The following is a 7243-nucleotide window of genomic DNA, read 5'->3' as shown; positions in this document are numbered from 1 at the left end:
ACTAATGGCTGGTTCACGCTGCCCCCAGAACGAATCAACTGACAGGAAAACGTATCAGCGTGATGGTCGGGCTGTCTGCACTAGCGATCAAGAAAGGGCAACGGCACGTCAGGCCGCCTGCGCCCGCACGGACCACCGAAGACGTTGTCGCGCACGACGCCGATGACCTTGGTCATGACGACCTCCTGCTCGCGGTGGTGTCGGAGCCGCCTCCGCTGTCGCATCGTCCTCCGCCCGCATCCGTCACTTCGCGTCACCGCCACCGATTCCGGCGGCAACCAGGTCAGGCAGCCGGTGATCAGGGCGTACTGACCGTCACAGCCAGTTCTCGCGGGCGGCGTGCCAGGCCAGCTGCATTCTGGTCTGGGCGCCCGCCCGCTCCATCAGGTGGGTTATCCGGCGCTGGACGGTCCGGTGCGACACCTTCAGTTGCGTGGCGATCGATTTGTCAGGCACGCCCGCCACCAGCAGCGACAGCAGGTAGAGGTGGTCGGAGTCGAGCGGGCTGCCTGGCGTGGTGAGACTGACGGGGGTGGCCCGCTCCCAGAGGCTCTCGAACAGGGCCTTGAGCGCGTCCAGCAAGCTGCTGGGCCTGACCAGCGCCGCGGTGAGCTGGGTCAGCCCGCCGGTGTGCTGGATCAGCGGGAGCACGCCCAACTCGCCGTCTGCGATGATCATCCGCACGGGCAGGGTGGGCAGGGCGCGCGCCTGCTCGCCCAGCTTGATCCCGTCGGCGAGGTTGATCAGCATGCCAGGCTCCTCGAGCAGGGCGCGTTCGTACAGGACGCGGTAGCCCACTCCACGTCGCAGCGCGGCCAATTCCTCGATGTTCTCCTGCGAGGTCATCGCGACGTGTCCGGCCCGGCAGAGGCTGACGACCTCGTGGCGGGCGTTGTCCTGCAGCAGGCGCAACTGCTCGCGCAGCGCCGTCCTGCTGGTGATCACCTCGATCAGCTGGGCGGCCTCGCGGCGCCGCGAATGGGCCAGGTATTCCCCTGTGAGCTGCTCCACGGCCTGCCTGGCCCGGTCCACCTCCTCCTGCCGCCTGTGCAGCAGGGCCGCGAGCGCGACGTCGGGCGCGACGGCGGTGAACCTGTCGGGCTCTCCTGGTACGGCTCGGGCCAGGCCTTTGGCGAGCAGGGAACCGAGCGCCTGCCGCGCCGCCTCGCTCTCGACGCCGAGCTCTTCTGCCAGCTCGGCGGGCTCGACCCCGGCGGTTCTGACCAGAAGCCGGTAGGCGGCCTCCTCCTTGGCGCTCAGCCCTGCCGCGCTCAGCACGTCAGTCGGGAGTTTCCGTCGAGGATCTCCGCCACGGTCGGGGCCGAAATTCCGAAGTCGAGTCGCACATGGTTCTCGCCGCCTTGGCCGAACAGCTCGCCGTCGCTGACCAGCACTCTGGCCTCCTGCTCGGCCGCGCCCTGCCTGCCAAGGTCCGGCCAGGCCAGGCAGGTGGCCTCGGGCAGGCGGTAGCCGATCGTCTCTGGCAGGCGCTCGGCCAACAGCCTTCTGTACGCGTCGAACTCCTGCACGGTCAGCGCCAGCCAGGGCCGCCAGGCGGACACGGTGGCCTCGACTTCTAACAGTGCGCCTGCCGAAAACCTCATCCATGCATGTTAGGCCGGATGTGCTCGCACCTCGCCACCGCGAGCTTGCCCTCCCACGGCGGTACCCACTCGATGCGATTAGGACGATAGGCGCGTGGTCAAGAACGCGCGGTTGCCGACGCCACGGAGCCGGTGTAGAGGGCGCCGAAGATGTTGCCGCGCACTGCTTGGGCCTCCGCGCCCGGGTCCAGCCGAACGCGCACGATCGTCTCCCCTCGCCCGTTTCCCTCTGGACGGCGCCCATGGATCATCCCGCGCATGAGTAGCCCATACTCAACTGGGAGCTTTCAAGAAACGACGCGGCTTCGTAGAACTCACCGGATATCGCAGATTCTGGACCGCGCCCGCAGTGTCGATCTTCGGTACCCGCGCGACCACGCTCGCCCTGCAGACCATCGTCGTCACGCTCGGCGCGACAGCCATTGAGCTTGGCGTCATGAGCGCCGCCGGATGGTTCCCGTACCTCCTGGTAGGCCTGCTGGTCGACCGGTGTGCCGCTCCTCGTGATCGAGGAGCGGCACACCCATGTTCGATCGGATGGACATGCCGAACCCCACTCACCTGTACGACCTGCTCGAGACCCATTGGGAGAACGTCGCGGACGGCTTCGCGGCCGTCTGGGTTGAAGGGCTGACGGTTGAGGAGACCGCCCGGAGGCTCGGCGCCGACCTGGGCAGCGCGACGGCGCTCACACTGGCGGACATCGGCCTCGGTTTCGAGGGCGATGAGATGCCCGGCCACGAGGACGGGATCGTTCTCGTGGGCCCCTTCGTCGGCTCGACCTCCGTGATGGAGCCGAAGGCAGGGCTGGAGTGCGGGTGCGGTGGCGCCCGGTCGATGACCACGGTCATCGCGTGCGCAACCCGCGGGATGGACCGCGTTGCGAGTCTCCTCCACCATGGGCAGCGCTGTCTTGCACGCGGTCGATCTCGACTTGCGCGTGGGACTACCTTTCGTTGATCTATTTGCCGGTCGCGTTCCGGTCGAGCCAGTCGTGGTAGCGGATCGTGCCGAGCATCGCGCCGTCACCCGGCACCAGCGACCGCTCGCTCAGCTCGCTGCCGAAGTAGCGCGCGTGTGGGTCGGTGACGACCTCGTGTGGGTCACTCCAGGCGGCCAGCGCCTTACGGAAGAACTCATCCATCCGGACCTGCTCCGGTCCGGCGATCTCGACCCGGACCTGCTCCGGTCCGGCGATCTCGACCCTGCCGTTCAGCGGCGCGCCCACCGCGGTCCGGCCGACCGCCTGTGCCACGCCCACCGTGCCGTCACCGTCACCGGTCGGCGTGATCGAGGCCTCGGCGACGATGTCGACCCGGCGTGGCGGGTCGACGACCGCGCCGTTGGGCGCGTGCTTCCTGATGAGAAGACGGTGTGGCACCCAAGGCCTGTCAGCGAACGATCCGCGGCGACGCCCGCTTCCGCGTCGTCCTCGACCCGAGGGAATGAGGCAGTCATGTACGATCGGCCGCTGGACGGAGCCGTCGCGCTCGTCACCGGCGCCAGCAGCGGAATCGGCGCCGCGACCGCGTGCCGCCTCGCCCGCGAGGGCGCGGCGGTCGTCCTGGTCGCCCGTCGCCGCAACCGCCTGGACCAGGTCGCGAGCGACATCGCGAAGCTGGGCGGAGAGGTGGTCGCGCTGGAGGCCGACATCACCGAGCCCGAACGCGCCGACGACATGGTGCAGGACACGCTGGATCGGTTCGGGCGCCTGGACATCCTGGTCAACAACGCCGGGATAATGCTGCTCAACTCGGCGCTGCACACCACCATCGAGGAGTGGGACCGGATGATCTCGCTCAACGTGGCAGCGCTGTTGCACGTCACGCACGCCGCCATCCCGCACCTGATCTACGCGGCGTCGACATCCCCCCGGCAGGTGGCGGATCTGGTGAACGTCAGCTCGACGGCCGCGCGAGTCGCCCGGCCGGGGAGCAGCGTCTACGGCCTGACCAAGTTCGGCCTGAACGCGTTCGCCGAATCGCTTCGCCAGGAACTGCTCAGCGAACGCGTCCGGGTCAGCGTGGTGGAGCCCGGCACCGTGGACACCAAACCGGTGAACCACCTCAGCGACACCACCCGGGACGCGGCCGGCCGACAGATCGACGGAATCGAAGCGCTGCGGCCGGAGGACATCGCGGACGCGATCAGCTACATCGTCACGCGAGAGCGGCGGGTCGCCATCAACGAGATGCTGGTTCGCGCCGGCGACCAAACATGGTAGCCGCGCCTACTCGAGCGCGAGCCCACGAAGGCCAGTGCCGGCGACGTCCGTCAGCTCATCGCCGGCACCGCTGAGGACGGCCCAGCCAACGGTGCTCCAACGCTGCCACGAGCAGCAGCGCGCGCGTCGCCTCAGGCGGTTCGCCGGCCAGTCCGGCGAACGTCCGCTCCACCCGGGTGCTCAGCGGAAGGCGTGACGGCCCGCAACCAGGGTGTCGACCAGGGTCTCCCAGGGCGCGATGCAGGGGTCCGAAAGGCGACCGTGATCGCACTGGCATCGCCGGATGCTGTGCGAAGGGAGCCGAGACCGTGACGATGAACCTGTTGGAGTCATCCAGAGACGACGCGACGCAGACCCGTCCGACTGTCTCCGCAGCTGATGACCGGTTGATCAGCGAGTTGGACGCGGCCGCTTCGGTGTTCGTCACCGCACGGCCTCGGCTCTTCGGGATCGCGCTCCGCGTCCTCGAGGATGTGGGCGAGGCCGAGGATGTGGTGCAGGAGGCGTGGCTACGGTGGGAACGCGCCGACCGCTCGGGCGTCATCAGTCCGCCCGCGTTTCTTGCGATGACCACCACCAGGCTCGCCATCAATGTCACCCAGTCAGCCCGCAGGCGTCGCGAGGCGTCCACCGGCCCATGGCTTCCCGAAACCGTGGACCGCAGCGTCAGCCCTGAGACAGCGGCCGAACGACATGAGGCGGTCGATGTGGCGGTCCGGCTGCTGCTGGAGAAACTGACGCCCGCCGAACGGGCGGCATATCTTCTCCGCAAAGCATTTGACTACCCCTACCGGCGAATCTCCGAAATTCTTGACCTGGGCGCGGACCATACGCGACAGCTCGTGCGGCGCGCCCACGAACGTCTCGACACCGAGCGACGTCAGCCGGTGGACATCGCCGCGCATCGGCGCCTCGTGCGGACGTTTCTCGCTGCGGCACAGACCGGCGACCTCGCCGAATTGGAGGAACTTCTCGCTGCTGACGTTGTCAGTTCGGTCCGACGACGGATTGCCACGGAGCCGCTGAGCGCTGAGCAAGCCGAAGCCGCCAACCCAATGGGCGCACACGGGCGCCTCCCGCCCTGGGCCGACACAGACCGTTGAAGACCCGAAGTCAGTCAGCCGGAGGACCAGACCCCGGCGGGAGGCGCTCACCTACATCACCTCGTCAGTCGGGCAGGTGGTCGGTCCACTCAGTGGCGATCGTGACAGGGCCGTCGGAGCGCGCGATGCCTCCCATGAGCGGCGCCCAGACGGACGTGCTACGGAGCTGTCCAGTCTCAGGGTCGATGATGAGCGTTTCCTGACCGTCGAGCACCGGCACCTGGAGCCGCCGTCCGCCGTCGGCATCGCCGAGGTCCTGGGCGCCAGGCCGGGCGGCGAGTGCCCGGTAGGCGGCGGCGCGGACCTCGGGTGAAACCGGGGCCTCGCTGATCAGCGACAGGAGCGTTTCCATGGTGGCGCCCTCCTGCTGCTCGTCGCTCAGCCTGCCGGCGCTGGTGCGCAGATCACTACCCGCCACCGCTGATTTCAGCTTCTCGTACAGGCCGTTCTCGTCGGTGGGGAGCTGCCGCAGCTCCTCGAAGGTCATCTGCAGCGGTCCGATCGCGAACGGCTGGGGCTTGTCGGTGAAATGTGTCAGCTTGCCTTCACCCTTGAGCCCTTCCCCCTTGATCCAGACCTGGCCGTCTTTCTGGTACCAGTACTCCTGCTGCGGCTTCCCCTCCCGGGTGATGGTGATGTGCCAGTACGTCCCTGCCCCCTCGGGGGTGTGTTCCGCAGTGGTGGCCGCGACGAGGAGGACGTCTCGCGCGCCAGAGACTGGAGGGGAATTCCCTACGTGGCCGGGAACGATCACCAGAGCGGCTGCGACTGCCGCGGCGGCCGTGGGTACCAGTACCCATCGGAGTCCGATCCTGGGGGTACGGCGGCGCATGCTGCGGCGAAGCTCCTGCCGTCGCCGGGCGACCACGTCGGGCGACGGCTCCGGCTTGGTCAGCAATGTCCGGATCTCGTGCAGGTCATCCATGGTTGTCCTCCTGGGCCATCGTCTTGTGGATCTTCTTGCGAGCGCGGCTGAGCCGGGAACCGACAGTGCCGTAGGAGATGCCGAGCGCTTCGGCGACTTCTTGGTGCGTCAGGTCGGCGAGGCTGACCAGCAGCACGACGTCACGCTCACCCCGGTTGAGCGTGGCCAAGGCCCTCGCCAGACCAGGTCTCATGTGCTGGGCGGCCACCGAGTCGACCACGCGAGCCTCGTGGCTGCCGGCGGGTGGCTCAAGGCCCGCTTTGGCCAGCGCCCGGTAGTGGCGTGCCTCTTTACGCCGGTGGCGGGCGATCAGGTTCGTGGCGATGCCGAACAGCCACGGCCGCAGCTCTCCGCGGGCGGAATCGAAGCGCTCGCGGTCGCGGAAGGCCAGGCAGAACGTCTCCGCCGCGATGTCCTCCCCGGCCTGGGTGTCCAGCCGGCCGGTCGCATACAGGTATACGTCGCGGAAGTAACGGTCGTAGACGGCCGTGAACTCCTCCGCGTCCAGCCGGAAGCGGGCGACGAGCTCATCGTCGTCCGCTTGCCCGCGTGTCTCGGTCGTCACGTTGGTCATCCTCCTGCGGTTGGCTGTCACCTCCTCTTCACCGCACCCGCGTCGGCCTTTCCCGCCTTCCGGATAAACAGGGCTGTGCTGCCCGCGTCCTGCAGGTCCATGACGAGGTTGCGGCCGAGCTGGGTGACCAACTGTCTGGTGGGGTGGGCGGTGACGCCGAGGATCCGAAGACGGCGGGCAGCGTGCTCGGTGACCGCCGGAATGTACAGCCGCGCAGGGTTATGCGTAGATCAGCGCGACATCGTCGTCGATCACCGTGCCGAGCCGGCGGATCGGGTCGATGGCCTGGGCCGCGAGCTCCGGGTCAACGCCGTCAAAGTCGACCTGGATCTCGACCGGCGCTTCGGATCCGCCGACGAAGAGATGAATGTGAGCTCCTCGGGGGCGGTGCGGAGGTAATCCGCCCACCCCTGGAGCACGCCGGCCGCCTCCGATGCAGGGAAGGCGCTCTTGCCGTAGAAGACGTCTGTCGTCGGGTGTGCCACGAACTCGAACGGCAGCCCACCGACACCGACGCTCTTGGTGTCGCCCGAGGAGATCGGCCACGCCGGGCCAGGACGGCCGCGACCTGACCCCAGGTGTCGCCGCCGCACGTTCCTTGTCGATGATCTCCACGTTCGCGGGCCTGCTGAGGTCGATCACGACGCCGCCGTCGTTGGTGCCGAAGCCCGCCGGCAGCCGGGTGATGACGCCCAGGCGGCTGCCGGCGTTGATCAGGGCGATGAGCGACACCAGGCTGTCAGCTACTGCTCCTCGTCGCAGTGCTTGGCGGCAGCCGCTCGGGCCTCGTCCGTGACACCACCGGCGGCCGAT

Annotated in this window: 9 protein-coding genes; 3 read left to right on the top strand and 6 right to left on the bottom strand. The window is 68.3% G+C overall.

Annotated features, from left to right (window positions below; translation table 11 throughout):
• Positions 1–315: 315 nt before the first annotated feature.
• Together AB0B45_RS46370 and AB0B45_RS46365 are read right to left on the bottom strand one after the other, a co-directional pair.
• Entirely contained in the window at positions 316–1278 is a 963-nt protein-coding gene (locus AB0B45_RS46370; RefSeq protein ID WP_358144585.1) for a helix-turn-helix domain-containing protein, read from the bottom strand.
• Positions 1272–1604, bottom strand: a complete 333-nt coding sequence (locus AB0B45_RS46365) for a hypothetical protein (protein ID WP_358144584.1) — start codon at positions 1602–1604, stop codon at positions 1272–1274. The genes AB0B45_RS46370 and AB0B45_RS46365 overlap by 7 nt, the downstream gene beginning before the upstream one ends.
• A gap of 525 nt (positions 1605–2129) precedes the next feature.
• On the opposite strand from AB0B45_RS46365, the gene AB0B45_RS46360 reads away from it, so the two are divergent.
• Positions 2130–2564 (top strand): hypothetical protein, encoded by a 435-nt coding sequence (locus AB0B45_RS46360; RefSeq protein WP_358144583.1) that lies wholly within the window; start codon positions 2130–2132, stop codon positions 2562–2564.
• A gap of 1 nt (position 2565) precedes the next feature.
• Here AB0B45_RS46360 and AB0B45_RS46355 read toward each other — a convergent pair whose 3' ends face one another.
• The gene (locus AB0B45_RS46355) at positions 2566–2985 is read right to left on the bottom strand and encodes a hypothetical protein (RefSeq protein ID WP_358144582.1); all 420 of its coding nucleotides are present in this window, start codon (positions 2983–2985) and stop codon (positions 2566–2568) included.
• A gap of 75 nt (positions 2986–3060) precedes the next feature.
• On the opposite strand from AB0B45_RS46355, the gene AB0B45_RS46350 reads away from it, so the two are divergent.
• Together AB0B45_RS46350 and AB0B45_RS46345 are read left to right on the top strand one after the other, a co-directional pair.
• Positions 3061–3828 (top strand): SDR family NAD(P)-dependent oxidoreductase, encoded by a 768-nt coding sequence (locus AB0B45_RS46350; RefSeq protein ID WP_358144581.1) that lies wholly within the window; start codon positions 3061–3063, stop codon positions 3826–3828.
• Positions 3829–4142: 314 nt separating this feature from the next.
• Positions 4143–4931: a sigma-70 family RNA polymerase sigma factor gene (locus AB0B45_RS46345; protein ID WP_358144591.1), complete on the top strand. Its 789-nt coding sequence runs from the start codon at positions 4143–4145 to the stop codon at positions 4929–4931.
• A 64-nt stretch (positions 4932–4995) separates the two neighbouring features.
• Here AB0B45_RS46345 and AB0B45_RS46340 read toward each other — a convergent pair whose 3' ends face one another.
• The 3 genes from AB0B45_RS46340 to AB0B45_RS46330 all read right to left on the bottom strand — a co-directional run bounded on the left by AB0B45_RS46340 (position 4996) and on the right by AB0B45_RS46330 (position 7162).
• Positions 4996–5856, bottom strand: a complete 861-nt coding sequence (locus tag AB0B45_RS46340) for a CU044_5270 family protein (RefSeq protein ID WP_358144580.1) — start codon at positions 5854–5856, stop codon at positions 4996–4998.
• Positions 5849–6421: an RNA polymerase sigma factor gene (locus tag AB0B45_RS46335; RefSeq protein ID WP_358144579.1), complete on the bottom strand. Its 573-nt coding sequence runs from the start codon at positions 6419–6421 to the stop codon at positions 5849–5851. Before AB0B45_RS46335 ends, AB0B45_RS46340 begins: the two co-directional genes overlap by 8 nt.
• 228 nt (positions 6422–6649) lie before the next feature.
• Entirely contained in the window at positions 6650–7162 is a 513-nt protein-coding gene (locus AB0B45_RS46330; protein ID WP_358144578.1) for a hypothetical protein, read from the bottom strand.
• Between the last annotated feature and the right edge of the window lie 81 nt (positions 7163–7243).

It is taken from the genome of Nonomuraea sp. NPDC049152 (assembly GCF_040648355.1).
Taxonomy (GTDB): Bacteria; Actinomycetota; Actinomycetes; order Streptosporangiales; family Streptosporangiaceae; genus Nonomuraea.
This window is presented reverse-complemented; position numbering and strand designations above follow the sequence as displayed.